Source organism: Clostridium sp. C8-1-8 (assembly GCF_009928445.1).
In the GTDB taxonomy this organism is placed as follows: Bacteria; Bacillota; Clostridia; order Clostridiales; family Clostridiaceae; genus Clostridium_AR.
Genome location: NZ_JAABNO010000038.1, coordinates 1 through 24,817 on the forward strand (window position 1 = coordinate 1; position 24,817 = coordinate 24,817).

The window sequence follows — 24,817 nt, forward strand, 5'->3', positions numbered from 1 at the left end:
TTGGTGGGTCAAGTTTACTTGCAAGATGTGGGTCAGTTTTAAGTATAAATCAATAGTATTATCTTTTTTATTGGTTAAATCCACTTTATATATATTATATTTTTTTTCAATTAAATTAGAGTAATACAAAATATTATGTTTTTGATCTATACTAAAGTCTGAAAAACATTCATTTTTTCTCGAATAAACTTTTTTAAAGTCGTTTTTCTTTAAGTCGTATATTCCATAATTTGCGATATAATCTTTGTTAGTATACATTAATGATATTTTGATGTTATTTTCATTTTTGCCACTTGCGATTTTAAAACTAAATATAAATATAAGTATTGAAAAAGATATTACTATAAAAATTAATATATATATATAAATCTTTTTTTTCATATTATCCTCCATATAATTACCTAAGTTTCGTACAAACGAAATCTTAGTATATTCCATATTATAGTTTCCATAAAATAAATAAAGGATAACACCAAGCCTTGGAGTATAATTTTCTTGCGAAGAAAAATTAATAAAGGCAGGTGTTACCCTATGAACAATTTTACCTTTACTAACGAGACATGTAAAGAAGAAACTACTTCCACTTGGTTAGCTGCAGTTATGCAATTCGGTCTTAAAACTGATGTTTTCAGTCCGCTAGAGAGCTTTAAGCTCAAGATGAAGGAAGTAAAATACTCTGTATATCAGAAACTTATTATCACGATGATGTCTATAGTCACTGGATGTGAGACAACTAAAGATATCAATGAAAAGCTTTCTGGAGAAACACTAACACTAAGTATGTTTGGAATGGAAACAGCTCCAGACCAATCTCAAATTAATGAATTAATAAGACGCTTTGATTTGGATAGTATAAATCAGTTAAGAGATATTCATGATAGACTTTTTAAGCAACACAGTAATTCTGTCAACTCTCACGCAAGAGTTGTCGTAGACTGCGATCAAACAGGATTAATAGCTAAGGGAAAAAACTTTGAATTAGCTAAAAAAGGTTACTTCGCTAAAAAGAAAAATCAAAATGGATACCAGGTTTCCGCCGCATTTGCAGGCGATAATGCTGAAGCTGTAGATATGTTTTTGGATTCTGGTAACTCTCATTGTACAGACCACTATGGCGATTTACTGAAATCTATACTATCAAAATATAATGAACAACTTCGTGACGGTAATCTAATATTAAGAACCGATAGTGGTTTTGGTTCAACAGAAAACATTGAAAAGTTAAAATCAATTTCCAAGTTGAAATTTATAACAAAAGCATACTCTACTAGAACACCAAGCACTATTGCTAAAGATATAGATTACTCAAAATATACTCAAGCTGATGAAGCTACTTGGGTATATGAACTCCCCCAGAATGGCGGAGTTAGATATATCCTAGTGCAGACTCTCTCTAAAAGAGGGAACTTAAAATATTCTATGCTTATAACCAACATAGATATTAGTGAAATGAGTCCAGTAGAAATATTCCACTTTTATAACAAGCGTCAAACCATAGAAGCTTTCTTTAAAACAGCTAAGAACATATATCATATAAAAAATCTTAGAACTTCAAAGTTTCATGGGATATATGGTTTCTTATTGTTAGTATTTATGACGCATAACTTGATAAGTTGGTTTAAGTCGACCGTTCTTTATGGAACGGACCTTGAAAATGTAGGAGTAAAAGTATTAATTAAAAGCCTTGGAAATATAAAGGGATTTGTAAAAAGAACCACTGATGGAATTAAAGTAATTATTCCACCAATTACAAAGCTGTCTAAGCTAATTGCTGACGCACTTTGCCGGCCTAAATATATACAAATGACTCTTAAGATTTAATACTTTCAATAAAAATAATCAGTATAAGTTACTCCAAAAATGACAATTTATTTTGGGGATTAATGGTCTTATGTCAATATTTTGGACACAAAAAGTCAAACTTTCTTATACTGCACTTCTAGCCAATAATTCACATTCATTTGGAGTAATGTAGTTTAGCGAAGAGTGCAGTCTCTTTTGGTTATACCAGCCTTCAACATATCTAAATATAGCAACATTAGCTTCTTCGAAGGTGCGGTATGTATTTCTATAAATTTCTTCTTTCTTTATCGATGAATGGAACGATTCTATACAAGCGTTATCATAAGGACATCCCTTTTTACTAAATGATTGTGTAATATTAAATTCGTTACATAGTTCTTTTAAATCGTTGCTTGTGTATTGAGAGCCTAAATCACTATGAAATATTAGTTTTTTATCTTTATCAGGAACTTGGCTATAATATGCATTTTTTAAGGCTTTAGTAACCAAATCATTAGTCATTCTTTTACCGAAAGCGTAGCCAATAATTTTCTTAGAATATAAGTCAAGGACTGAAGCTAAATAGCACCAACCATCTTTGATAGTATGAATATAGGTAATATCGCCTACCCATTTTTCATTAATAGATTCGGCTGTAAAATCTCTTTTTAAAACGTTTTCTGAACCATCTAATACTTTCTTATTTGAGTGAGGTTTATATTTTTTTATAGTTATCGCCCAAAGGCCAAGTTCAGCCATACGTCTTTGAACTCTCTTTAAAGATACTTTATAACCTTCCTTTTTAAGTATATGGTGAATTCTAGGAGCACCATATATACCTTTATTATCATTGTAGATTCTTTTAATAGCTATTCTTAAATCCTCATTTTCCTTTTCTCTCACAGATTCACCCTTATCAAAAGAATTGTAATATGTACTTCTGGCTACGCCTAGAACGGTACACATAGTCTTAATATCATGGTTATCTTTATTGCTATCTATAATCTCTATTAATATATCTAATTTTTCGCTGCAAATATGGCCATAGCTTTTTTTAATATTTCATTTTCCTCTTTAATCATTGCCATTTCTTTTTTCAAGGCTTTGACTTCTTTTAATGTCATAACTTCATTATCATCAACTTTAATTTCTTTTACATCTTTGATCCAGCCGTTAATTGTTGATTTTGCAATGACATATTCGCTACTTAGCTCTGCTAAGCTCATCCCAGATTTATATATATCTACTATCATGTCTTTATATTCTTGGTTGTACCTTTTGCCCTTTCCCATATTGGACACATCCTTTCTTAACTAAATAACATTTTACTTAGTTCGACTTAATGTGTCCACTACTTTATACTAACACCATAATTGCTATGAATGTTTATTAGTTTCCATAATAATCCTTTGTGGTTTATGTAAGCAATTGCATTATTATGGTACATATTTCATTTAAATGGAATCCAAATACATACAAATATAATTATTATATTTGTACGAAATCTAGGTAATTAAGAAAAAATGTACAATAACAGTATTTTACATATAAATAAGTTAGGAGTATATATTTATGGATTTTCAATTAATATTAGGAATAAGTATTATCTTAATGTCAATGATATTGACGTTATCTATATTAATATCTAAGAAAGAACAGTATAATATTTTTCAAGTAAATATTGAAAAATATGAAATAATTAATAGACCTAAATATAGATTTAAACTATTCATTACAAACATTTTATTCGGAATACTTGGAGTTATAATGGGTTTTCTTATAATTTTTTATTTCTCAAGATATTCGGGATATATTGTAATTTCCTATTTCTTAATAACAAAATCATTAGAAATGTGGACAAAACAAGGTACTGTTAAAAGGAAGATGATTAGGTAGTAATATGAAAAAAGTGCGACGTAATTATTGGAATTAAGAATGCGAATAATGATCTTTGAAAATTGAATAATACGGTGTTTAAAATTCCTATGATTCCTATAGAAGAATGCAAATATATGAATATAGTGGTATAATTTTCATGATGATTAAATCGAAGTTGTAAAAAATGCGTCTTAATAAAAGTTATTACATAATTAAAACAGAAAGCGATGAAAATATGGTTAAAATGATATGTCCTGTTTGTAAAATTAAAATGCAAGACAAAGTGCTTAAAAAGGAATATGAATGTTCCAATTGTAAATCACATCTCAAAATTTCTAAACCTTTTTGGATTCTTTATACTATTCCAATACTTATAGGATGTTTATTTCCAGTAATAGGTTTCATTCTTGCACAACATGCAATATCTGATAACAATAACTTACTAAAGTTTTTACTGAAGTATATTATTTGTCCATTAATGGGAGGATTATTTGCAGGTAGCGTAAGTTTTTTATTAATGTCATTATACCCAAAAAAACTTACAAAAATAACCTAAAAGGACAACAGATATTAAATACCTATGTATTTAAAATAATAGATAGTTATTTAATATCTCAGTTTTCTTATTTAACGCAACAACTGAAAAAATGAGTAATTTCATGGACACCGCATTATTTATGAATTGAATTTTGGGGTGTTTTTATGTGGCATTTCAAGAAAACTGCCATATGACTTGAGAAATTTAGAATACCAACAATGCCCTTTGTAAACTGAATAATGCAGCAAAAAAATATTTTAAAATACCTTTCGGTATACGGGCTTCTTAGAGATAATTAGTATAATATGGTATAATTAATGATAATTAGCACAGAATGGTAAATTAAGACTAATGTTGTAAAAAGATATTGACTTGTACCTTACAGGCACCATTATTATAAAGTTAAAGAAATTAGATTTTTTTAATTTATCGGAGGTATACAGTATGAATATTAAAATTGCATCAGAAAAAACTGGTTTAACAAAGAAGGCTATCAAGTACTATGAGGGGGCAGGATTAATCAACCCCTCAAAACAGTGTGAAAATAATTATAGAGAATATTCTGAAGCTGATATTGTTAGACTAAATTTAATTGGAGCGTTAAGGGTTTTGGATATACCAATTAAAGATATAAAGGATATAGTTGTAGGTGAAAAAGGTTTGCTAGAAGTTTTAATGAATACTCTAAAAACAATAGATGAAAGTATCAATCATCTAGAGAAAAGTAAATTAATTATTACAAGTCTGCTAGAAAGAAATTTAAATGATTACAAAACATCAGGAGAACAAATTAGAAAACTAAGAGAAACCTTAGAACTATCTAAATGCGAAAAAAAAGAATTTATATCAAATACATTAATTAGAATATTTCCAGGAAATTTTGGTGGTATGGTTGTTTCTATGTGTGAACCTTTTTTAAATGTTACTATAGATAATGATGAAAAGAAAAAAACATGGTTAAGGCTTGTTGAATTTTTAGATTCTGTAGAGGAAGTAGAGGAAAATGATTATATAATAAAAGAAATTAATAAATCTAATAATACTATGTTAGATGAATCAAAAAAAATGATGAGTACTCAAATTAAAAACATATTAAATTATAATGAAAATACTAAGAATAATATGGCACAGAGTCAAATTGAATTTGCAAAATCAATAAAAGAAAATGAAGAAGTTAAACAAAAATTTATTAGTGCTATTGAAAAAGCAAAGCATATGAAGAAAATAATTGGACCAATTCAAAAGGAGTTTGAAGAATATTTATGTATACTTAATGAAGAGTATAAAAAATATAAGGAAAATGAAGCCAAAATGTTGTCTGATATTGATGAAGCAGTAAAAGATAAACTAGGTTTTACTATTGATGAGTCAATAAAAAAATTCAATTAAGTGGGTATTCATTGTTTAAACTTAATACTTTTGTTAGTACGGAATCTTATTATTTAACGTCACATAAATAAAAACGAATAATTAATTACAACACTGCATTATTCACAATTGAGTTTTGCAGTGTTTTTATGTCGTAATTCAAGTAAAATGCCATATGACTTGAGAAATTTAAAATACCAACAATGCTCTTTGTAAACTTAATAATGAGGTGGAAAATTTTTTTGAAACACCTTTAGGTCTATGGGTTTCTTAGAAATAATTGATATCATATGGTGTAACTGATGATAGTTGGGATATAGTGCCAAATAAGTTTGAATAAAAGATGAGATGTATACATATAAAAGTTTGCATATTTATGGAGGATAGGATGAGTAATATATCATTAATTAGAGTTACAAAAAATGAAAAAGAAATTTTCTATAATTTGAACCAATTATTTGCTTATGATTTTAGTGAATTGAACAAGATGGATATAAATGATGATGGATTATATCCACAATTACATGATGTTGATGATTATTATACTAAGGACGAGTACATTTCATTTTTAATTAAAGTCGAAGGAAAATTGGCTGGTCTAGCAGTTATAAAATTTATTAATGAAGAAGGTATTAATTATTTTAGACACTACTTTATAATGAGAAAATATCGAAGGTTAAAAATAGGAGAACAGGCTGCAAGTATGATTTTTGATATGTTTCCTGGTAAGTGGAGAGTTTCTCAATTTGATTTCAATGAACCAGCAATATGTTTTTGGAGAAAAATCATTGATAGATATACAGAGAAAAGTTATATGGAGATGAGAAGAATTGATGACAAGGGTATCCAACAAGAGTTTTTTTCAAGGTAACATGAAAGAACATAATAAATCCAATAAGATTAAAGTATGTTCTTAGTTCGTAGTTTGAAAATAATGGGACATAACTTATAAAATTAAAAATACGAATAATGATCTTTGAAAATTGAATAATGCGATGAAAATAAAGGTACGATCTATAAATAAACTCATCGTATGGAATTAATTGGTTCTAAATGATATAATTACAGGTAATTAAGTTGGATTAGTAATTTATTATGATTTAATCATTAAAAATAATTATGAAATAAGGGAGAATGATTATATGGATATTTCAGTTTCAACAGGTTTATATTATAAGAAAGGCTACAAGGAGATTTTAGACATTATTGAAAGTACATCATGTAAAAATATTGAATTATGTCTTAATCAAGCATTCATGGATGTAGATATTTCTGAACTTGAAAAAGAAGTTTCAAAAAGAAATCTAAATATATTAAGCATACATACTCCATTAGAGTTTATCGCCTTTGCAAGAAAAGAAAGTGAACATTATTGGATTAACAAAAGTATTGATATTTCAAAAACTTTTGGTTCAAAAATTATTGTATCACATATGGTGTATGGTGAATATTTTGATGATAAAATCAAGGGGTTAGATGAACTACATAGACAAAATATGATTGATTACTGCGAAACAAAAGATATTATTGTAACAACAGAAAATTTACCTTATATTAATGAGGGAACATTTTTGGGGAAATTTGATGAACTATTTAAGTTTATAGACGACAACAATATATATTTAACATTTGATACAACACATTGTGCTTTTAATGGTTTTCCTATTATAGAAACATTTAAAGAGTTTAAAAAATTTATCAAAAATATTCATCTAAGTGACTTTAACAATGGAATAGAACACAAGGTTTTAGGTGAAGGTAGTTTACCTTTAAAAGACTTCATTGTGCAATTGAGGAAAGAGAAATATGAGGGGATAGTAACTATAGAATTAGATTTTGATAATAAGAAAAGAAATAATATATTAAATAATGAACAAGCAATATCAGCAATACAGGGAAGTATAGATTTCATAAATAATATTATTAAATAATTTTTAAAGTTTTAAATATCTTTCATAAGAGAAATGTTACTTCGGAATATTCTTATTTAATTCTCCAAATCAAGATTATATCTAATGAATAACTATTAGATATGGTAAAACCAAGATAACTAATGATTTTATAAAGGGAATGTGATTTATGAAAAATAATAATTTTGGCATAACTATTTGCTGGCTTATTCTTTCAGTTGTTACTTTTATACGAGGTTTAAATCAAAATAATATTATTTTAAGAGTAGCATATATTTTGATATCAATCGGATTTATTTTGACTTCTGTGGTAGCTATTAAAGGATTAAAGCAAAAAAAAACGTGAAAATGATTCGTAACATTCTTATTTAACTTCATATAAATAAAATCGAATAATTAATTAAAACACTGCATTATTCACAATTGAGTTTTGCAGTGTTTTTACGTCATAATTCAAGAAAACTAAGAAGTAGAAAATTTAGATTTGGAGGAGATAAAATGAACACTGAAAATTTTACTGGCAAGGCAGAGGCCTATGCCAAAGGACGTCCAGGATATCCAAATGCGGCAATAGAAACAATAATAGGGCTTGCGCCATCGGGCACGGTATTTGCAGACATCGGCGCGGGAACAGGAAAATTCGCAGTGAAGCTTGCGGAGCGAGGCTACTCTGTGTTTGCTGTTGAGCCAAATGCAGATATGCGTGGGCAACTTGTCATTACGCTGGCACCTTTTGAAAATGCAAAGATTATTGATGGCACCGACGAAGCCACAACACTCCCAGATCACAGCATTGATATTATCACTGTAGCCCATGCGTTACACTGGTTCAATCTGGATGCCTTTCGCTCAGAATGCCGGCGCATTGTTAGGCCTGGAGGATTGGTTATTGCTATTTACAACCATGAACCTGGCAAGGAAATGACAGGTCTATACAAGCAGACCGTTGAAGCATTTTTTACAAAGCCTACAACTTGGGAATTTCAAAACTCAATTGAGTATACCCGAGATAACTGGCTGGCTTACATCGCATCACAGGACGACAATCCACTGCCCACCGACCCAGGATATGACGCACATATTGCTGCAATAAACGCTGCGTTTGACCGTGATAGCGTAGACGGTCTGTTACACTGCCAAAGGGTGACGAAAGTATATGCTGAAAGGATAGAATAAAAAATTTAAAGCATAATAATAAATTTAATAGGAGCTATCTATCATTAGATTAGTACACATTATGAAAAAATTCCATATGACTTACGAAATTTACAATACAAACAATGCTATTTGTAAACTGAATAATGTAGCAAAAAATATTTAAAAACAACATTCTGTCTAAGATTTTCCTAGAGCTAGTTGGAATAATATTGAGTGGTTATAGTGTTCCTAACTCAACTATTAGTTATACGTGCCAGATAATCCCCAGAAGCCGTGATTATCGAACAAGTATAACTTAAGTTTCCATATAGGAACCTTATATAGGGTTCACGGCTCGAAGTTTAAGTTATACTAGCCGTTAAAGTCTTGCAAGATCTATTGCAAGTAAAACTCATAACTTAAAGTTTGATCTTGTAACCCTATAGTAATAATTAACACAGAATGGTAATAAATCACGAAATAAATTGGAGGAGGATTATAATGAGAATTTCTTTAAATGAACTATTAAATACTGAAGAATTAGATGAAAGAGCAATCTTTACAGGTGTTAAATACCCTTGGGAAGCCCTTACAAAAATCAGGGATTTCATTCTTGAATACGCCAAAAGTCTGCCAAGGGATTTTGAAAGAATAGAGGAATTTGTATGGGTTGGCAAAGGCACTACTATAGAAAAAAGTGTTCTTATAAAAGGTCCAGCGATCATCGGCTATAATTGCGAAATCAGACATTCTGCTTACCTTAGAGACAATGTTATCATTGGTAATGAGGTTATAGTTGGAAACTCAACTGAAATTAAAAATTCAATCCTTTTTAACAAAACGCAGGTTCCCCATTACAATTATGTTGGTGATTCAATATTAGGGTATAAAGCCCATTTAGGTGCAGGCGCAATAACATCCAATTTAAAGTCCGATGGAACATTAGTAAAAGTAAAATACGGTACAGATATTATTGAAACTGGTTTAAGGAAATTTGGTGCAATTGTAGGCGATTTATCAGAAGTAGGATGTAATTCAGTTTTAAACCCAGGAACAATAATAGGAAAGGATAGTATTATTTATCCGTTAAGTTCTGTAAGGGGGTATATCCCAGAGAAGAGTATTTTGAAAAATAATGGTGAAATTGTTGATAGAAAATAAAGTCGGGGAATCAGAATATCCTATTATTGCAGAAGTGAATTTTACTCTATCTTAATTCTAATTTTTCTAAAAATGTGCATTAAGGGAACTTCAACAAGTTCCCTTAAAAAGTTGAATATTATCAAAACTTTTCTTTAACATACCCAAAATATTTGATACAGATAAGCAATAATGAAGGCTAAAGACTTTATAGCTCAAACCAGTGTAGCATATTAGTATAACAAAGTAAAAGATTTAAAGAATAGAGATCCAACGTATATAGCGTGTGTTATATATTGTAAATTATGTTATAATAAGCATTACGTAAAGCTATAATCTAATAAATAATGGTAAATTAATATGAGTTAAAGGTGATGAATATCATTGGGGGGAATCTGTATGAGTAACAATATAGAAATTGTAAAAAAGCTATATTCTCAGGAACCTGCAATAAAGGGTATGCGAGATTATACTAATAAGAAGTTGAAGATTTGGGAAAACGAAGTAGTTTCTTATTTTTCGGTTAAATCAAAGGTTCTCGATATAGGTTGTGGCATGGGAAGAGAAGCATTTTGCCTGTATGATAGAGGCTTTAGAGTTACAGCTATTGATATTTCTGAAAAGGTTATAGAACCTGCCAGACAATTTGCTTTAGAAAGCAAACGAGATATTGAATTTTTACTAACTAATGGACTAGACTTACCTTTTGAAAGTGATACCTTTGATGTTGTAATAATATGGGCACAGACTTTTGGTCTTTTTTATGAAGAGGAGAACAAATTACGTATTTTAAAAGAATGCAACAGGGTTTTAAAGAGTAATGGAATACTTAGTTTTTCTGGCCATGATAAAGAATATTTAGAAGAGAACTACTCACAGTATCTTGATGGTAAGAAGTTCTTTGCTTATGCAGATACAGATTGCTATTGGGAAGCCTTTACCATAAATGAAATAACAGATTTAGCACAAAGAACAGGATTTACAGTTTTGGAGTGTAAAAGAGGCTTGGTTTATAAGGAAGAAGATGGCCCGATACTTCATTGCGTATGCAGAAAATCAGTATAATAAAGTTTTAAGTTAGGTAACTTTATTCTTATATTGCTATGTAACTTTTGAAATTTAGAATACCAACAATGCTCTCCGAAAATTGAATAATGCAGTGAATAAATTATTTTGGAAAAGCCTTCTGGATACGGTCTTTCTAGAGGTAATTGGTATCATGGGGTGTGATCAGGGATAATTAATAGAGAATGGTAAGATATTGCGAACAAGATTATTTATATTTTGGGGAGAGAAAATGATGATAATATGGATAAATGGTTCTTTTGGAATTGGAAAAACAACGATATCAAATGAGTTAAATAAAAAAATGATAAATTCCTTTATATATGACCCTGAAATGGCAGGAGAATTCATTTGGAATAATTCACCTGATTGTATAAGTAGAAAAGGAGACTTTCAAGATATACCATTGTGGCGTGAGTTTAATTATAAGATGTTAAAATATTTGCACGAAAATTATTCTGGAACAATAATCGTTCCAATGACTTTAGTAAATAAAGTGTATTATAGTGAAATTGTTGATAAATTGAATGCTGATGGTGTTCCTGTTCATCATTATATTTTAGAAGGTTCAAAATCTACTATATTGAATAGATTGTTAAAAAGAGGTGAAGTAGATAATTCATGGGCTTCTCAGCAAATAGATAGATGTTTAACTGCATTTGAAAAGGACATTAAAGGAATTAAAATTGATACAAATAATTTGAGTATAGAAGAAGTAGTTATGTTTATCTTAGAAAGGAGTTATGGTCATACAAATTCTCAATATGAATAGAACTTATAGTTAAGATACTACGGAATCTTATTATATTGCTATGTAACTTGCTTAATTTAGAATGCAAACAATGCTTTCCGAAAATTAAATAATGCAGTGAATAAATTATTTTGAAACAGCCTTAGGGATAGGGTCTTTCTATAGGTAATTGGTATTATGTGGTGTAATCGGTGATAATTAATAGAGAATGGTAATTTAGGGCGAATTAGTTATATAGCATTTATGGAGGAGTGTTAGTGATTAATAAAAGATTATTCAAGAAGTTTCCTTGCTTATATTGTGGTAGTTTTACATTAAGAGAGTTAAAAATAAATGACTCCAAGGAATTATTCGAGATATACTCCGATTATGAAAATGTAAACTTTATTACAGTTAATATACACAACACATCAGAAGAAACAAAAGAAATGATAAAGAGATTACTATATGAATATGACAATGGAATTTCTGTTTACTGGGTTATAGCCTTTAATCATAGTGATAAACTCATTGGGTTTGTTGCTATCCATAAGATTGATTATATAAATAGTACAGCGAGGATAGCATATATTTTGAACAAGAAATATTGGGGGCAAGGTATTGCTAAGAAAGCAATTAAAAAGATAACAGAACTCATTTTGGAAGAAACTCAAATTAATAGGATTGAAGCAACTATTAAGCCTAATAATATTCCATCACTAAGGTGCATTAAAAATGCAGGATATACTTTAGAATCTAAAATCTCAGGATATGTCTCTGATACAGAAGCGGATAGTATAAGAACTAGATTTCTTTGTGTCAAAACAATATAAAATTTGTTACGGAATTGTAGATAAGAACGAAATGGAATGTTTATAGGAGAAAGTTAATGAACAAGGAGCAATATAAAACAATAACAAATAAAATTTGGTTCAAATTATTAGTGGATGGAGTTTCTAAACTTTATACGAAACATGAAGTTCTTGAAAAGTATATTGGATCTTTAGAAACAGAAGGTTTCGACATTTACTACTTTGATTGTAATTGCTGGAAAAGTGTGAACTGAAGATTATAAATATAAGGTGGTAAAAAACATGAAAGTAAGAAAAATCGTTAAAGAGGATATTGACCTCCTCATAAAGATCCGTATGGACTATCTGGCTTTAGAAAAAGGCGTGTGTTCTTCGGAAGAAGTGCAAGATATTAGAACCAAGTTAGAAGAATATTTTACTCAACATCTTAACAAGGGATTCATTGCTATCATAGCCGAGAATGAAAATGAAGTGTTAGCAACTGCATTTATGTCAATCGTGGAAAGACCTCCGATAATAGCTTTTTCATCATATCTTGTGGGCACGGTATACAATGTTTTTACATACCCTAAATATAGAGGAAAAGGCATTGCAACGAAAGTTATGACTGAACTTTTATCGGAAGCAAAGCTATTAGGCGTTGCTGCAGTTGATTTAATGTCCACTGAAGAAGGAAAACAGTTGTATGCAAATCTCGGATTTCGAGTATCGAATTATACATCAATTAATAAGTTACTATAACTCCTGAGAAATAAGCGTAATCAGAAGCATAGTTACTTTGCATTCTGAAAAAGATTACGTAACTTGCAAAATTTAGAATACCAATAATGATCCCTAAAAACTGAATAATGCAGTGAATAAATTATTTTGAAACACTCTTCAGTCTACAGTTTTCCTAGGAACAATTGGTATAATACGGTATAATTAAGACGAAATGGTAGTGGTTTCCGTAGGAACAGTTAGATATAATGAATTAGGTAAATTATAGACTCCATTGTTTATATATGTAGTCTATCTATAAAATAAATGAAATTAATCGATGTACAAGCAAGTACACGAGATTATATACAGGAGGTTTCTAAAATGTGCACAAGCTTTGCAGTATATGGTCAAAACAATCCAATTTATGGCATGAATTTTGATTCAGATGACATTGATTTAAAGCTAAATATTCATAATTATGCTGATAGTGATGTTTTTTACTTTTCAGGATTAATGGATAATATTTATAGAGATATTGCTGGTATTAATAGTAATGGCTTATTTATATGTAGCCAAGCGTTAGAATATGGCCCAAATTTTCAACCATGTAGTAACGAAAATAATGTATTTGCTTTTGATGTCATTGAAGAATCATTAAGGGGAGGGGACAAAGTATCAGATTTTTTAGATATTTTAAATAATAGAAATGCTTTCTTTTCTACAAACCCCTTTTTTCCTAATATGGGCTTACATACTATAATTGCAGATAAATACGGTGATGCTGTAATTCTCGAAGAGGGAATAAATACTAATGTTATAAGTAAAATAGATGGCAAATTTATTGTTATGACAAATTTCCCAAATGGCAATTTTGAAAAACAAAAATTTGACGAAGTTTACGGATGTGGTGCTGATAGATATATAGAAGCATATAAGAATATAAATGATAAAATCAATAACTTTGGAATAAATGATGCTTTTGACGTCTTAAGAAGAACGTGTCAGGATACAACTCTTTGTTCTATAGTATTTGAACCATTAAAATCGGAAGCATATATTTGCTTTAAAATTGATTTTGATAAAAAGTGGAAAGTGTCAATAAAAGAAAAAACAATTCACTCTTTGAACGGATTTAATAATAACAATTCAATTATTTTTACCTCTGAAGGAGTAAGTGTTAAACAGCTTTATAAATTTTACTAATAATGAAAATTGGCACAGTCTGGTACTTGAGTACGAAATAGTGATTATATGAGAATAGAGTATTTAGATAATTTATAATTTCGGAGGTTGATATATTTTGCAAAAGATAGTCTTTATGCTACATAGCGAACCTGATTACTCATTTGTTGAGGAAAAGAAATACATAGGCCATGGGATAGATTTAGCCCAACTTACCGAAAATGGTATACGAATTGCTGAAAATGCTTCGTTGGACAGTAGATTAAATAATGCGGATATAATTGTTTCTTCTCCGTATACACGAGCCTTGCAAACAGCAGCAATTATATCAAAAAACAGACAATTGAACATAAAAATAGAACTTGATCTACATGAATGGATGCCGGACTTGTCTTTTCAATATTCATCTAAAGAGCAAGTTTCGAATGCAAATAGACAATGCAAAGAACATAAGGGAATTTGTCCAAGCGATAGTGACATAAAGTTTGAGAACCTAGAGGATGTCTTTAGACGAGCTAAAAAGGCTCTTTTAAAGTATAGCAGTTATAAGAAAATCATTGTAGTGACACATGAAATTGTTATACGACGATTTTCTTGTGAACCCAATATACCTTTTTGCGGAATATCAGAGATTGACTTTGACGAGTCATTTATATGCACCGAATTTCAAAACCTGTAAGAAGTAGCTAATAAACATGATTTGAAGCATGGGTACTTGGCATTATGAAAATAAGACGAAGTAACTTGCGAAATTTAGAATACCAACAATAATCCTTGAAAACTGAATAATGCAGTGAAAGAATTATTTTGAAACACTCCTCAGACTACGATTTTCCTAGAATTAATTGGTATAATAAGGTATAATTAAGACAGAATGGTAGAATGATGTAAAAAAAGAAAATTTGTATTATATACATGATGAGGAGGATTTTTATGAAGGATCCATACAAAACATGCCCTACTTTTGAAACGGAAAGTTTTATTTTAAGACTCGTTTCGGAAGAAGATTCCGAAGGTCTACTTAGATGTTATTCTGATAGTAAGGCACAAAAATTTTTTAACTCTGACAAGTGCACGGGTGATTTCTGTATTTACACAATTGAGGATATGTTGCAATGCATTAAAGCTTGGATTTATGCATATTCTCAACAAGAATTTATACGCTTTGCAATTATAGATAAATCACTATCTAAAGCTATTGGAACAGTAGAAATGTTTGGTTATGTTGGTAAATATAAAGTCAAGACAGGAATACTTCGAGTTGATGTTTCTTCTGAATACGAAAATGTAGATTACTTAAAAGAAATATTTAGTGTCTGTAACGAGAACTTCTTTGATTTATTTGAGGTTGATATGATTGCAACTAAGGCAATACCTCAAGCTGTTGAAAGACGGAATACATTATTAAAAATTGATTTCTGTGAAGGCAAGGCATATGAAGGAGAGCACTATTATTTGAGTTCAAAACAAGCATAATCCACATTATTCTTATTTCACGTCACATAAATAAAAACGAATACTTAATAAAAACACTGCATTATTCTTAATTGAATTTTGCAGTGTTTTTACGTCGCAATTCAAGAATATGGTTAACTAATAAGCCCAAGATGTATACCACTAACTTATAGTAGAAATGGTTTTGTTTAAAACCTATATTGAATAATATGTTTTTATTATGAAGAGAGCACAGAGTATATATTTTTCTAAAGGTGAATTAAAAAATGCTAGCAAAGACTGTAAATATAGAAACATATGTATAAGGTTTATAAAGTTAAATTATTGTCATGTATGCTAAGAAAATGGCTACTAGATATATAGTATAAAGTAATCCAACTACATGAAATGGACATAGCCACTACAATAGCTTTACTAGAACTAAAACACCTGACGCAATTCAATTTGACCTTCACCAAATCCTTGTGGGTCTGGCATCTTCATAGCCCACTGGACGGCTTCGTCTTTAGAATTCACATCAATTAAAATGAAGCCTGCAATCAAATCTTTCGATTCTGTAAATGGACCTTCAGTGACAACAGGTTTTTCACCTGGGTTAACATAGGAGATGCGAATACCCTTGGAACTTGGATGAAGTCCTTTAGCCATCACCCTCACTTCTGCATTAACTAAATCCTCATTATACTTGGTCATGGCTTCAATAAGATCTGGACTTGGGAGATTTCCAGCTTCTGAATTCTTTGATGCTTTCACAATCAACATAAATAGCATAATATACCTCCATATTTTTCTTAGTAAGTACCCGATAAACACTATAATAACATTATGTATTATTACCAAAAGTAATATTCTTAATATAACGGGACAGGGGGACGGAGCTTATGTCCCAGGCAGGAAAGAGGAGCGGAGATTTAGTCCTAAGGTTTCGTTGGCATATATAATACTTTAGTTATAGATCTAGTAGAATAGGAGTTCAGAAGATTATTTTAATAAGGAAATGTGTAGGGCAGCTGTAGGATTATTGGTGGTGAACCGTATCACAAATAAATGAGAAAACATCTAAGAAGCAATGCTTATTTATTAACAAATATGCTTTCGCACACTGATCATGCAATGCGTATGGTGAGGTTAGAGAAAGACTCTTTTTAAGCAAGGGGTGTTATTTTAAACAAGAGTTGATAAATACTTACAAATACAATAATATTAAGTTAGTAATTAATTTTAAAGTAATAAGAAATTTGAAAAGTGTATAATACCTAGGTGTATCTATAGACAAACATACATGAAACCTTTCTAAAATTGAAAATCTTTATTTTATTAAAAGGGAGGTGTACCTGGAGAATTGAATAGCATAAGCTATAAATGCCAAACAAAATATCCTATAGTTTTAATACATGGGACAGGTTTTCGTGATAGAAAATATCTTAATTATTGGGGAAGAATTCCTAAGGCATTGGCAAGCAATGGTTCTTCAATATTTTATGGTCATCAAGATAGTTGGGCGACCATAGAAAATAATGCGATAATGATTAAAAACAGTATTGAAAAAATAATTGCGGAAACCGGCTCTGAGAAAGTTAATCTAATCGCTCACTCGAAGGGTGGGCTTGATTCAAGATATGTTATTTCCAATCTTGATATGTCAAGTAAAATAGCGAGCTTGACTACCATTGCAACTCCTCATCATGGTTCTAAGACAATGGATATAATTTGTAAACTACCGAAAATGCTATTTAGATTGGTAGCTGTGTTTGCAAACTTATGGTTTAGAATGCTCGGTGATGGAAAACCTGATTTTCACAATGTTTGCGGACAATTCACTACATATTTTGCAGAAAAATTTAATTCCGAAAATCCGGATGAGATAGACGTTTACTATCAGAGCTATGCAGCAGTTATGAAAAGTTCTTTCAGCGATATATTTATGTTTATACCACATTTTGTTGTCAATCTTGTCGAAGGCCAAAACGATGGGCTTGTAACTCCTAAATCTGCAGAGTGGACAAACTTCAAGGGTGTTTTTAGAGGATCTACGAACCGTGGAATTTCCCACGGAGATGAAGTTGATATAAGAAGACTGAGACTTTCTAGGAAAAGTTCATCCGAAGGTGTTAATGACATCTGTGATGTTTATTGTCAAATTGTAGCTGAATTAAAATCTTTGGGATATTAAATAACATAAGGAGTAAATAAAATGGTTCTTCTAAAAAGAATACTAAGCACTATTATTATACTTATATTATTAAATTCAGTAATCTTAATAGATACATTAAAGCTCGGTTCAGTGATTAATGTCATAGCCCTTGTTTTGCTTATTGCATACTTTATTAAGTATAATATTGTTCCCATGAAACAAAAGACAGGCATGAAAAAGTTAACAATAATGATTGGCGGCTATGAGTTAGTAACTAATGCTTGTGTACTTTTTGTTCTGCAAGGATTGGTGTATTTATATATTTTTATAGTTTATAAAACGGCGTCACTTACACTAATTTCATTAGGCATTAATGCGTTAGTTTATTTAGCTGCTATTTTTATACTGCTGTGGAATGGTCTATTACGTATTATATTAACTTCATCACAAGTTGGAATAGTTTTAAAAATTTCATTGTTTTTCACTTGGTGGATTCCTATACTTAATATAATACTATTTTGGAAATGCTGTCATATTGTTCGTAGAGAATATATATTTGAAATATCAAAAATTGAACTGAATAACCAAAGAAGAGAAAGTGAGATTTGCAAAACAAAATACCCGATATTGCTAGTTCACGGTATATTTTGGAGGGACTGGCATTTCTTCAACTATTGGGGGAGGATTCCCGGTGAGTTAATAAAGAACGGAGCGACGATTTACTACGGAAACCAGCAATCGGCGACGTCTATGGAAATCTGTGCAAATGAGCTTAAAGAGCAAATACTTCAGATAATAGAAAAGGAAAAGTGTGAGAAAGTTAATATAATTGCGCACTCAAAAGGCGGCATAGATGCCAGATATGCAATCAGCTGTTTGGGAATTGATAAAAATGTAGCATCTTTAACTACCATTGGCACTCCTCACAACGGTTGTGAACTTTTGGACAATCTATTAGGAAGATTACCTGATAAATTTGTGCGAACCCTTGCAAAAAAATATAATTCTGCCTATTTAAGATTGGGGGACAAAACCCCTGACTTTTATAGCGCTATTTATGATTTAACTGTAAGTAAATGTGCAGAGTTTAATGAAAAAGTTATTAATAAAGAGGGGGTTGTCTATCAAAGTGTTACATCAAAAATGAGTAGTATGTTCAGTGCAGGATTCCCTTTGAATATATGTTATGCGATAATCTCACGTAAAGAAGGCGAAAACGATGGCTTTGTTACAGTTGAGTCGTCAAAACACGGTGATTATTTAGGATGCTACTCAACAAAAGGAAGAAGAGGAGTTTCCCACGGAGATATGATTGACTTAATGCGGGAGAATATCCATGAGTTTGATGTTTGTGAATTTTACGTTGATATTGTCAAGGAATTGAAATTAAAAGGATTGTAAAATTTCAGGAGAGCAAATTATTTTGCTATTATAACGCATCTAATAACATAATATGAAAAACAATGATCTAATGTTGTGGCCTTAAAATAAACTGAACAACCTCATTTACTTATGATACGCTGAACCTTATCATAAATAAATGAGGTTGTTACTTAAATTCTAAGTATATAAAATGAGTTATAAGAATTAAGACGCTTACTTATATTCATATATATGTAGGAGTTTTTTTATTTATATAGGGTAATTAAATTAAAGAGTAACAATATATATAAGGCAATAGAGGTGCATAACCTAACTTATAAGGATAAATACTCATATGAGAAGTGTGCTTGACAAGTAGTCTAATTAGACTATAATAATTAGGTATGAATAGTCTAATTAGACTATTTATGAGTTATATTAGTTTTACATAAACAAAAGAAAGGATGAAAAAATTGATTAAATCAGTTTTAATGTTAGGGCAGTCCAATATGGCAGGGAGAGGTTTTATTAATGAAGTACCTCCAATTTATAATGAAAGGATACAGATGTTGCGTAATGGTAGATGGCAAATGATGACTGAACCAATTAATTATGATAGACCTGTTTCAGGAATAAGTTTAGCCGCTTCATTTTCAGAGGCATGGTGCTGTAAGAATCAAGATGATATTATTGGTTTAATTCCTTGTGCAGAAGGGGGAAGCTCAATAGATGAGTGGGCTGTAGATAAAACACTTTTTAGACATGCTATAAATGAAGCTAAATTCGCTATGCAAAGCAGTGAATTAGTTGGAATTCTATGGCATCAAGGAGAGAATGACAGTCATAAGGGAAGCTACAAAGTTTACTATGAAAAGTTACTTTTAATAGTTGAAGCGCTTAGAAAAGAATTAAATGCTCCAAATATTCCGGTTATTATTGGGGAATTACCAGATTTTTTAGGAAAAGAAGGCTTCGGAAAAAGTTGCACTGAATATACTCTTATAAATCAAGAGTTAGAAAAGTTTGCAATTGAACAAGATAATTGTTATTTTGTCACTGCAGCAGGTTTAACTTCTAATCCTGATGGCATTCATATTAATGCGATTTCTCAAAGAAAATTTGGATTAAGATATTTTGAAGCTTTTTCTAATAAAAAGCATATATTAGAACCATTGATAAATGAAAGTGATTTAGTAAATTCAATTTGTTCAAGAGTACATACTAAGAATGAAAAAATATATATAAAAAGTATGGACTTTGCATTAGGAAAAATAACATATGATGAATTCTTATCACAAGTTACTAAATTTAATAATGACTAATGATATAATTGAAAAATATTATAGTACAAATTTAAAAATATGAAGGAGATAATATTTTGATACCATTATTAATTTTAGGTTTAATAAAACAAAATCCAGGTTCTTATGGATATCAATTACTATCATTAATGGAAGAGAGACATTACAAATACATAGTTAATTTCACTAAAGGGTCTTTTTATTATAATCTTCAAAAATTAGAAGAGAAAAAATATATTAAAAGAGTTGATAATTCAGAAAATGTTAGAGAAACTCAAAATTATATCATAACTGAACTAGGCAATAAAGAATTTGAAAAGTTACTATATAAGTATGGCTCTAAAACTGAGTATATAAACTTACCTTTTTATGGAGCAATGTTATTTTCTGATGAATATAAAAAAGAGGACTTAGAAAAAATAATACAGATTCAAATAGAGCAAACAAAGGAAAGAATTTTTTTATTAGAAGAATCTATTAAAAACGATAAGAATATTGAGATGTATTTTAAAAAGATGATGGAAAATTCACTTTCTCATCATTTAGTGAATCTTAAATGGTTTGAAGATTTATTAAAAGATTTATAAAAAGTTTTGTATGAAAAAATGATAAGAAAATAAAATAGATTAAAATATAAATATATATTATAGTTAAGAAGCTTCTATGTGTAATTAGATTTCACATAGAAGTTTTTATATTTAGATTGAATTCATCCTTCTTCTTTGAATGTTTTACCCAAGTAAATATTGTTGATTTAGATATTCATGCTTTCTTGATACTAATGAAACATTTCCTACTTCTTGAACTTCTCTTAATATTTCTTCTTTTACATTTCTTGTATAATTCCTGCTTTTCATAACTTACCTCCAACCACTGCCCACATTAATAATAAATACATATGTGATTGTCCAAATTAATTTAGGGGCTTATGAGAAAGAGCGAAAGCAAGCCAGCAGTTTTACTGGGAACCTGACTTTGTACCATTATAAAGGGGTGCATAGATATAGAAAAGATGTTTCTCTGGATCATAAAATAATAAATTCATGTTGCATAATTGAATTTCCAGTGCTATACTCTCTACATAAGGTACTGGAGTACCTTATGTGAGAAGTGTGAAAGTGAGGCGGTTACAATTGGCAATGATTCAAACTAAAGATTTAACCAAGTGTTATGGTTCGAAAAACAGTGTTTCTAATATTAACTTGACAGCTAACGAAGGTGAAATATATGGCTTTTTAGGGTTAAACGGTGCTGGAAAGACAACAACAATGCGCATGCTGCTAAAAATGATTCGACCTACATCAGGCGAAATTTATTACTCAGGACAATCGATTTCAAAGCTTCCTTCTGAGTTTTGGAATCAGGTGGGGTACTTGATTGAAACACCACATGCATATCCGAACTTTACTGTTGAAGAAAATCTTATATTATATGCAAAGCAAAGACTCATCCAAAGTTCGGAAATCAAGAAGCGAATTGATGACATATCACAGCAGCTTTTGTTAGATGGATACCGACAGGTTAAGGTAAAAGATCTTTCTTTAGGAAACAATCAGAAAGTCGGACTAGCAAAGGCACTTATACATAAACCAAAGATTCTTTTGCTAGACGAGCCTACAAACGGGTTGGATCCAGAGGGGCTTGTGGCTGTACGCCAAGCTTTATTGAGCATGGCTAAAAACGGCACTACTATTTTTATTTCAAGCCATTTACTAGATGAGATGGAAAAACTGGTGAATCGCATCGGAATACTGGCTAGTGGACGCCTGTTGCAGGAATTAAGCTTTCAAGAATTTGAAGGATATAGGCAATCTAAACTGTATATAAAAGTGGAGGAGTCTGTTAAAAAACTTACTGATTACCTTACTACAAAGCACTTGCAGTGTACTTCAGTAAGTGAGTCAGAAATACTTGTCTCAGGTGTACCAATTAATCAATATTCTGCTTTGTTGCATCAATTAGAGCAGCAGAAGCTAAAGCCTATGATTTTTCAGCCTGTAAAGGAAAGCTTAGTAGAATTCTTTCTTAGAACAATTAAGGAGGTGCATAATTATGAAACAGCTATGGTCAATGATTAAAATAGAGCTTTATAAAATAATACGAGGTCATATACCAATCTATATTTTGGCCTTTTATATCTTTTTAATATTCATTCATATGCAGGATAAAACCTGGGGAGCATTTTTAAGTGGTACTTTTTTCATGTATTCAACTGTAATTGGTCTGATAGGCTTCAGCATTTTAAGCACTTGGGTATTTGGGAGGGAATATCAAGATCAAACTTATAAAGATCTATTATCCTTACCAGTTCCTCGTACGAGTTTAGTTACTGCGAAGTTTTTGTCTATAGAATTGAGCTTTGTAGGGATAACTGTGATATCCATCATGGTAACTTTCATACTAGGGTATTGTTTTAATTTAGCAGATTTCAATGTAGCTTTGGCTGGAAATATTGTAAAACGATTGGTCATAGCAACACTATATAATATAGGTCTAAGCTTCTTGTTTCCGTTCATTGCCAGCATGGTACGTGGTGTACTTGCACCCGTTAGTATTTCTTTTGTAGCTTTAATTATGGCTGTTGTTTTTGGATCACATTCTGTAGGACCATATATTCCATGGTCCATTCCTGGAATATATTTAACTAATCCGCAGCTAATTAGTTGGGTGGGCAGAATGTCAATTTCTGTTATAGTATTTATTGGTGTTTATGGTACTATATTATGGTGGAATTATGTTGACCAAAAATAGGAGGAAAACAAAGTGAACGATAATGTTAGACGACGCCGAGGCGCTACGCTGGAAAATGCAATTTTAGATGAGGCGTGGCTACTGCTCCAACAAAAGGGATATGGTAAATTGACTATGGATGATGTAGCTCATGCTGTAAAAACCAATAAAAATGCCATTTATAGGCGATGGCCACAAAAATGCTATCTTATCTTTGCTGCTATAAGCCGACAATCACCAGCCATAAACTTTGAAATAGGAGATCATGGTTCATTAAAGGAAGACTTAATGGCACTATTTGAAAGCTTAAATCCAATTTTTCAGATAATAAAACCTGATGACCTGCGAGATTTGATTTCAGATATGTTTTCTAATGCAATAGCTTACGACTTATTTAACGGTATCAATAACGAAAATGATATAAGTAAATCCATTGTGACTATTATAACCAGGGCTAATCAGCGCAAGGAGATTTCACTTTCTATAAATACTATTTCTGAAAAAGCTTTAAATCTGCCATCACTGTTGATTATCAACGAGATCATACAGCATGGCAAGATTACAGAAGACAGTGCAAAGGACATGATAGATAATATTTTACTGCCTATATTTACAGCTTAGGCTATGAATTTTCTTCTTTTACATATGTACCAGAGATAAGTATCAAAATAAAAATCACAGTGTCCAGAAATAAAACCTTCAGCTGAGTTAGGCTGGAGGTTTTAAATATATTATTGTAAATTAGAATTGCACTGTAATTTACGAGTATGCATAAATAGGAATGAAATAACAAAACCTCACTGGCTGTAGTTAGAACTGGTCAAATAAACATACTACTTCATAATGGAGTCTATTAAAATAAAGCTGAGTAAATTCACCAAAAGCTTTATTTAAGTCTAATGATAGAAGCGGTACATCAGAATTCAGACTGAAATTCATTTATAGTAAACGAAAGTATAATAAAGTGCAACAAAATATATATAATAGAGTAATAAAAGTCAATAAAGTTAAACAAAGTACAATAAAATGCTTGACGGTTATAAAAAAGGCCATTATAATTTGACCATAGATTAATTTTGAAAGGGTAGATTTTTTATGGAGAATCAATTTTACACAATAGATAAAATCGCAGAAATATTAGGTATGCATCACAAAACCATAAGGAAGTTTATAACAGAAGGTAAGCTTCCAGCAAGCAAGGTCGGAAAGCAATGGAGAATTTCAGGACATGATTTGAGTATTTTTATGGAAAAAAACAATGTCAATATAAGTGATAAAGAGATTAGTGAAGAGTCAAATATTGATTTTGTTACTAATGGAGAAATTAAAGATACTGTAAATGAAAAGGTAAATGTATCTACTGTTGTAGATATCAATGATATAGATAAAGAAGAATATTTCAGAATATCGAATACTCTTATAGCACTAATGAATTGTAAAGACCCTAAAATGGGCAAATCAACAGTTAATGTGAAATATGATGAAAAGGTAAGTAGACTAAGGGTTTTATTATGGGGAAATATAGGCTTTATCGAAGAAATGCTAAGTGTGATTTCTATGCTAGTGGAACAAACTGATTTATAAGGAGAGT

Annotated in this window: 26 protein-coding genes and 1 pseudogene; 23 read left to right on the plus strand and 4 right to left on the minus strand. The window is 30.5% G+C overall.

Annotated features, from left to right (window positions below; translation table 11 throughout):
- On the minus strand, positions 1-381 hold a 381-nt coding region (locus GXK57_RS23615; RefSeq protein ID WP_160680474.1), incomplete at its 3' end, for a hypothetical protein.
- A gap of 150 nt (positions 382-531) precedes the next feature.
- Here GXK57_RS23615 and GXK57_RS23620 point away from each other — a divergent pair.
- Positions 532-1,821: a transposase gene (locus GXK57_RS23620; RefSeq protein WP_160680475.1), complete on the plus strand. Its 1,290-nt coding sequence runs from the start codon at positions 532-534 to the stop codon at positions 1,819-1,821.
- Between the two features lie 105 nt (positions 1,822-1,926).
- Here the strand turns inward: GXK57_RS23620 and GXK57_RS23625 are convergent.
- Positions 1,927-3,074 (minus strand): annotated as a pseudogene (locus GXK57_RS23625) (IS3 family transposase).
- Between the two features lie 280 nt (positions 3,075-3,354).
- On the opposite strand from GXK57_RS23625, the gene GXK57_RS23630 reads away from it, so the two are divergent.
- The 14 genes from GXK57_RS23630 (at position 3,355) to GXK57_RS23695 (ending at position 15,720) form a co-directional block, all read left to right on the plus strand.
- The gene (locus GXK57_RS23630; RefSeq protein WP_160680476.1) at positions 3,355-3,678 is read left to right on the plus strand and encodes a hypothetical protein; all 324 of its coding nucleotides are present in this window, start codon (positions 3,355-3,357) and stop codon (positions 3,676-3,678) included.
- A 964-nt stretch (positions 3,679-4,642) separates the two neighbouring features.
- Entirely contained in the window at positions 4,643-5,587 is a 945-nt protein-coding gene (locus GXK57_RS23635; protein WP_160680477.1) for a MerR family transcriptional regulator, read from the plus strand.
- A 367-nt stretch (positions 5,588-5,954) separates the two neighbouring features.
- A complete protein-coding gene (locus tag GXK57_RS23640) occupies positions 5,955-6,437 on the plus strand; it encodes a GNAT family N-acetyltransferase (protein WP_160680478.1) in 483 nt (160 codons plus the stop codon).
- 271 nt (positions 6,438-6,708) lie between these two features.
- A complete protein-coding gene (locus tag GXK57_RS23645) occupies positions 6,709-7,497 on the plus strand; it encodes a sugar phosphate isomerase/epimerase (protein WP_160680479.1) in 789 nt (262 codons plus the stop codon).
- 477 nt (positions 7,498-7,974) lie between these two features.
- Positions 7,975-8,652, plus strand: a complete 678-nt coding sequence (locus GXK57_RS23650) for a class I SAM-dependent methyltransferase (protein ID WP_160680480.1) — start codon at positions 7,975-7,977, stop codon at positions 8,650-8,652.
- A 462-nt stretch (positions 8,653-9,114) separates the two neighbouring features.
- Positions 9,115-9,774, plus strand: a complete 660-nt coding sequence (locus tag GXK57_RS23655; RefSeq protein WP_160680481.1) for a UDP-N-acetylglucosamine pyrophosphorylase — start codon at positions 9,115-9,117, stop codon at positions 9,772-9,774.
- A gap of 378 nt (positions 9,775-10,152) precedes the next feature.
- On the plus strand, positions 10,153-10,818 hold the full coding sequence (locus tag GXK57_RS23660) for a class I SAM-dependent methyltransferase (RefSeq protein WP_243156498.1): 666 nt from the start codon (positions 10,153-10,155) through the stop codon (positions 10,816-10,818).
- 232 nt (positions 10,819-11,050) lie between these two features.
- On the plus strand, positions 11,051-11,590 hold the full coding sequence (locus GXK57_RS23665; protein WP_202127779.1) for an AAA family ATPase: 540 nt from the start codon (positions 11,051-11,053) through the stop codon (positions 11,588-11,590).
- 236 nt (positions 11,591-11,826) lie between these two features.
- A complete protein-coding gene (locus GXK57_RS23670) occupies positions 11,827-12,381 on the plus strand; it encodes a GNAT family N-acetyltransferase (protein WP_160680482.1) in 555 nt (184 codons plus the stop codon).
- 56 nt (positions 12,382-12,437) lie between these two features.
- Positions 12,438-12,614 (plus strand): hypothetical protein, encoded by a 177-nt coding sequence (locus GXK57_RS23675; protein ID WP_160680483.1) that lies wholly within the window; start codon positions 12,438-12,440, stop codon positions 12,612-12,614.
- Positions 12,615-12,642: 28 nt separating this feature from the next.
- The gene (locus tag GXK57_RS23680) at positions 12,643-13,101 is read left to right on the plus strand and encodes a GNAT family N-acetyltransferase (protein WP_160680484.1); all 459 of its coding nucleotides are present in this window, start codon (positions 12,643-12,645) and stop codon (positions 13,099-13,101) included.
- Between the two features lie 342 nt (positions 13,102-13,443).
- On the plus strand, positions 13,444-14,265 hold the full coding sequence (locus GXK57_RS23685) for a choloylglycine hydrolase (protein ID WP_160680485.1): 822 nt from the start codon (positions 13,444-13,446) through the stop codon (positions 14,263-14,265).
- Positions 14,266-14,362: 97 nt separating this feature from the next.
- Entirely contained in the window at positions 14,363-14,923 is a 561-nt protein-coding gene (locus GXK57_RS23690) for a histidine phosphatase family protein (protein ID WP_160680486.1), read from the plus strand.
- A 254-nt stretch (positions 14,924-15,177) separates the two neighbouring features.
- Entirely contained in the window at positions 15,178-15,720 is a 543-nt protein-coding gene (locus tag GXK57_RS23695; protein WP_160680487.1) for a GNAT family protein, read from the plus strand.
- A gap of 399 nt (positions 15,721-16,119) precedes the next feature.
- Here GXK57_RS23695 and GXK57_RS23700 read toward each other — a convergent pair whose 3' ends face one another.
- Positions 16,120-16,470, minus strand: a complete 351-nt coding sequence (locus GXK57_RS23700) for a YciI family protein (RefSeq protein WP_160680488.1) — start codon at positions 16,468-16,470, stop codon at positions 16,120-16,122.
- 571 nt (positions 16,471-17,041) lie between these two features.
- Here GXK57_RS23700 and GXK57_RS23705 point away from each other — a divergent pair.
- From GXK57_RS23705 to GXK57_RS23720, 4 genes are all read left to right on the plus strand, one after another.
- On the plus strand, positions 17,042-17,872 hold the full coding sequence (locus GXK57_RS23705) for an alpha/beta fold hydrolase (RefSeq protein ID WP_160680489.1): 831 nt from the start codon (positions 17,042-17,044) through the stop codon (positions 17,870-17,872).
- Positions 17,873-17,893: 21 nt separating this feature from the next.
- On the plus strand, positions 17,894-19,234 hold the full coding sequence (locus GXK57_RS23710) for a triacylglycerol lipase (protein ID WP_243156499.1): 1,341 nt from the start codon (positions 17,894-17,896) through the stop codon (positions 19,232-19,234).
- Between the two features lie 434 nt (positions 19,235-19,668).
- Positions 19,669-20,517: a sialate O-acetylesterase gene (locus GXK57_RS23715; protein WP_160680490.1), complete on the plus strand. Its 849-nt coding sequence runs from the start codon at positions 19,669-19,671 to the stop codon at positions 20,515-20,517.
- A 56-nt stretch (positions 20,518-20,573) separates the two neighbouring features.
- Positions 20,574-21,083 (plus strand): helix-turn-helix transcriptional regulator, encoded by a 510-nt coding sequence (locus GXK57_RS23720; protein ID WP_160680491.1) that lies wholly within the window; start codon positions 20,574-20,576, stop codon positions 21,081-21,083.
- A gap of 144 nt (positions 21,084-21,227) precedes the next feature.
- Here GXK57_RS23720 and GXK57_RS26940 read toward each other — a convergent pair whose 3' ends face one another.
- Positions 21,228-21,353 (minus strand): hypothetical protein, encoded by a 126-nt coding sequence (locus GXK57_RS26940; RefSeq protein WP_279285529.1) that lies wholly within the window; start codon positions 21,351-21,353, stop codon positions 21,228-21,230.
- 276 nt (positions 21,354-21,629) lie between these two features.
- Here GXK57_RS26940 and GXK57_RS23725 point away from each other — a divergent pair, with 276 nt between their 5' ends.
- The 4 genes from GXK57_RS23725 to GXK57_RS23740 all read left to right on the plus strand — a co-directional run bounded on the left by GXK57_RS23725 (position 21,630) and on the right by GXK57_RS23740 (position 24,810).
- Positions 21,630-22,574: an ABC transporter ATP-binding protein gene (locus tag GXK57_RS23725; RefSeq protein WP_160680518.1), complete on the plus strand. Its 945-nt coding sequence runs from the start codon at positions 21,630-21,632 to the stop codon at positions 22,572-22,574.
- Positions 22,549-23,247 (plus strand): ABC transporter permease, encoded by a 699-nt coding sequence (locus GXK57_RS23730; protein ID WP_202127780.1) that lies wholly within the window; start codon positions 22,549-22,551, stop codon positions 23,245-23,247. The genes GXK57_RS23725 and GXK57_RS23730 overlap by 26 nt, the downstream gene beginning before the upstream one ends.
- Positions 23,248-23,259: 12 nt before the next feature.
- Entirely contained in the window at positions 23,260-23,847 is a 588-nt protein-coding gene (locus GXK57_RS23735; RefSeq protein ID WP_160680492.1) for a TetR/AcrR family transcriptional regulator, read from the plus strand.
- Positions 23,848-24,321: 474 nt separating this feature from the next.
- A complete protein-coding gene (locus tag GXK57_RS23740; RefSeq protein WP_160680493.1) occupies positions 24,322-24,810 on the plus strand; it encodes a helix-turn-helix domain-containing protein in 489 nt (162 codons plus the stop codon).
- The last annotated feature ends 7 nt before the right edge of the window (positions 24,811-24,817 follow it).

Bases quoted from the DNA above. Each gene is read 5' to 3' on its own strand.
- GXK57_RS23620 (WP_160680475.1), top strand. From the start codon at position 532: ATGAACAATTTTACCTTTACTAACGAGACATGTAAAGAAGAAACTACT.
- GXK57_RS23630 (WP_160680476.1), top strand. From the start codon at position 3,355: ATGGATTTTCAATTAATATTAGGAATAAGTATTATCTTAATGTCAATG.
- GXK57_RS23635 (WP_160680477.1), top strand. From the start codon at position 4,643: ATGAATATTAAAATTGCATCAGAAAAAACTGGTTTAACAAAGAAGGCT.
- GXK57_RS23640 (WP_160680478.1), top strand. From the start codon at position 5,955: ATGAGTAATATATCATTAATTAGAGTTACAAAAAATGAAAAAGAAATT.
- GXK57_RS23645 (WP_160680479.1), top strand. From the start codon at position 6,709: ATGGATATTTCAGTTTCAACAGGTTTATATTATAAGAAAGGCTACAAG.
- GXK57_RS23650 (WP_160680480.1), top strand. From the start codon at position 7,975: ATGAACACTGAAAATTTTACTGGCAAGGCAGAGGCCTATGCCAAAGGA.
- GXK57_RS23655 (WP_160680481.1), top strand. From the start codon at position 9,115: ATGAGAATTTCTTTAAATGAACTATTAAATACTGAAGAATTAGATGAA.
- GXK57_RS23660 (WP_243156498.1), top strand. From the start codon at position 10,153: ATGAGTAACAATATAGAAATTGTAAAAAAGCTATATTCTCAGGAACCT.
- GXK57_RS23665 (WP_202127779.1), top strand. From the start codon at position 11,051: ATGATGATAATATGGATAAATGGTTCTTTTGGAATTGGAAAAACAACG.
- GXK57_RS23675 (WP_160680483.1), top strand. From the start codon at position 12,438: ATGAACAAGGAGCAATATAAAACAATAACAAATAAAATTTGGTTCAAA.
- GXK57_RS23680 (WP_160680484.1), top strand. From the start codon at position 12,643: ATGAAAGTAAGAAAAATCGTTAAAGAGGATATTGACCTCCTCATAAAG.
- GXK57_RS23685 (WP_160680485.1), top strand. From the start codon at position 13,444: ATGTGCACAAGCTTTGCAGTATATGGTCAAAACAATCCAATTTATGGC.
- GXK57_RS23695 (WP_160680487.1), top strand. From the start codon at position 15,178: ATGAAGGATCCATACAAAACATGCCCTACTTTTGAAACGGAAAGTTTT.
- GXK57_RS23700 (WP_160680488.1), bottom strand. From the start codon at position 16,470: ATGCTATTTATGTTGATTGTGAAAGCATCAAAGAATTCAGAAGCTGGA.
- GXK57_RS23710 (WP_243156499.1), top strand. From the start codon at position 17,894: ATGGTTCTTCTAAAAAGAATACTAAGCACTATTATTATACTTATATTA.
- GXK57_RS26940 (WP_279285529.1), bottom strand. From the start codon at position 21,353: ATGAAAAGCAGGAATTATACAAGAAATGTAAAAGAAGAAATATTAAGA.
- GXK57_RS23730 (WP_202127780.1), top strand. From the start codon at position 22,549: ATGAAACAGCTATGGTCAATGATTAAAATAGAGCTTTATAAAATAATA.
- GXK57_RS23740 (WP_160680493.1), top strand. From the start codon at position 24,322: ATGGAGAATCAATTTTACACAATAGATAAAATCGCAGAAATATTAGGT.